General features: G+C 63.6%; 4 protein-coding genes. 3 read left to right on the top strand and 1 reads right to left on the bottom strand.

Features of this window, described 5'->3' with window-relative positions; genetic code table 11:
* Positions 1 to 297: DnaA N-terminal domain-containing protein (locus tag C666_RS19025; protein WP_004350456.1), on the bottom strand; the 297-nt coding region annotated here is incomplete at its 3' end.
* A gap of 314 nt (positions 298 to 611) precedes the next feature.
* Between C666_RS19025 and rpmH the strand changes: the two genes are divergently transcribed.
* Genes rpmH through yidD form a run of 3 tightly spaced genes read left to right on the top strand, consistent with a single transcriptional unit; the run spans position 612 to position 1316 of the window.
* A complete protein-coding gene (gene rpmH, locus C666_RS20075) occupies positions 612 to 746 on the top strand; it encodes a 50S ribosomal protein L34 (RefSeq protein ID WP_002926183.1) in 135 nt (44 codons plus the stop codon).
* Entirely contained in the window at positions 685 to 1110 is a 426-nt protein-coding gene (gene rnpA, locus C666_RS19030; protein ID WP_245603928.1) for a ribonuclease P protein component, read from the top strand. The genes rpmH and rnpA overlap by 62 nt, the downstream gene beginning before the upstream one ends.
* Positions 1107 to 1316: a membrane protein insertion efficiency factor YidD gene (yidD, locus tag C666_RS19035; RefSeq protein ID WP_004350463.1), complete on the top strand. Its 210-nt coding sequence runs from the start codon at positions 1107 to 1109 to the stop codon at positions 1314 to 1316. Before rnpA ends, yidD begins: the two co-directional genes overlap by 4 nt.
* Positions 1317 to 1500: the final 184 nt, after the last annotated feature.

A 1500-nucleotide genomic window follows, 5' to 3' on the forward strand; every position in this document is an offset into this window, starting at 1 on the left:
GAGGGCCGGCGCGGCGATGGCGGCCGTCGCCGGGCGGGCTGCGCGCGCGGCACCCGCGGGCGGCAGCTGCAGTTCGACCTGCAGGGGGTTGCCGCCGTGTTCCTCGCCCAGTTCGTGGATGCGGCGCAGGTAGCGCTCGCGCACCCATTGCAGCACGAAGCGGTTGGGGGCGATGAGCCGGAACACGCCGTCTTCGCCGGACTCGACCCGCAGGGTCTTGATCCAGGTGTTGAATTGCTGCTGCGGCAACTCCTGTTCAAGGCGCGACAGGCAGAAAGGCCAGAATTCTTCGGTCACGGCAGGTTCGCGGGCGTGTTCGGTTATGGTTGATGTGGATGCAACTGCGGCAAACCCGTCAAACGGCACGGCCCGCACAGCACGCATGCGGTGCGCGGGCGGGTGACGTTTCGTCTGGGGGTGCTGCGTGGATGGCCTCTTGGCGGCGTTCGGACGGAGGGTCGGTCGACGCTTGCCTTGACGGCGAGGCTCGGAAGCTTGGTATTCTAACTCCCCGAGGAGGACTTATCCACAGGCCTTTCCAAAAATTGTTATTGACAAACATGGGATTATCCGTTTAACTCTCGCGTTTGACCTAACACTGGCAGTCGATCATGAAACGCACTTATCAGCCCTCCGTTGTCCGTCGCAAGCGCACCCACGGCTTTCTGGTTCGCATGAAGACCCGTGGCGGCCGTGCAGTCATCCGCGCACGTCGTGCCAAGGGCCGTCATCGCCTCGCCGTCTGAGGTGACGTTGCCCACGGGCGCTGACCAGGGTTTCCGCAGCGCTCACAGATTGCACAAAACGGATGAGTATTCATCCGTTTTTGCTTTTCGGAAGGCATTGCGCGGGCGCTTCTACATGCTGCACTATCGTCCGAATGGCCTCGATACGGCCCGGTTGGGTGTGGTGGTGGCCAAGAAGCTGGCCAAGCGCGCCAACACCCGCAACCTGGTCAAACGCATCGCGCGCGAGCTCTTTCGCCGCAATCGCGAGTCCCTGCCGGCGGTCGATATGGTCGTTCGCCTGCATGCACCGGTCGCCAAGGCGACACGGGCCGAGATGAACCAGGACCTGCTCGCTTTGTTCCAAAGGCTGCCCCGGCAATGAAAACCCTGTTGATCGCCCTGCTGCGCTTCTACCGCTACGCGATCAGCCCCATGCTGGGGCGCAACTGCCGTTTTCACCCGACCTGTTCCGAGTACGCGATCGAAGCGGTGCAGCGCCATGGCGCGCTGCGCGGCGGCTGGCTTGCGGCCAGGCGGGTAGGGCGTTGTCACCCTTTCAATCCGGGCGGGTATGATCCCGTTCCCTGACCTGAGACAGAACGAATCCGATGGATCAACGCCGCCTCATCCTCTTCCTGGTCTTTTCCTTCTCGCTGGTGATGCTGTGGGAAGGCTGGATCAAGCATAACAACCCCGCTCCGGCGGCCCAGGAAACGTCCGCCGCTGCTGGCGCGGCGGCTGCCGACGGCTCGGTTCCGACGCCGTCGGCCAG

The organism is Thauera linaloolentis 47Lol = DSM 12138, from assembly GCF_000310205.1.
GTDB lineage: Bacteria > Pseudomonadota > Gammaproteobacteria > Burkholderiales > Rhodocyclaceae > Thauera > Thauera linaloolentis.

Bases quoted from the DNA above. Each gene is read 5' to 3' on its own strand.
- rpmH (WP_002926183.1), top strand. From the start codon at position 612: ATGAAACGCACTTATCAGCCCTCCGTTGTCCGTCGCAAGCGCACCCAC.
- yidD (WP_004350463.1), top strand. From the start codon at position 1,107: ATGAAAACCCTGTTGATCGCCCTGCTGCGCTTCTACCGCTACGCGATC.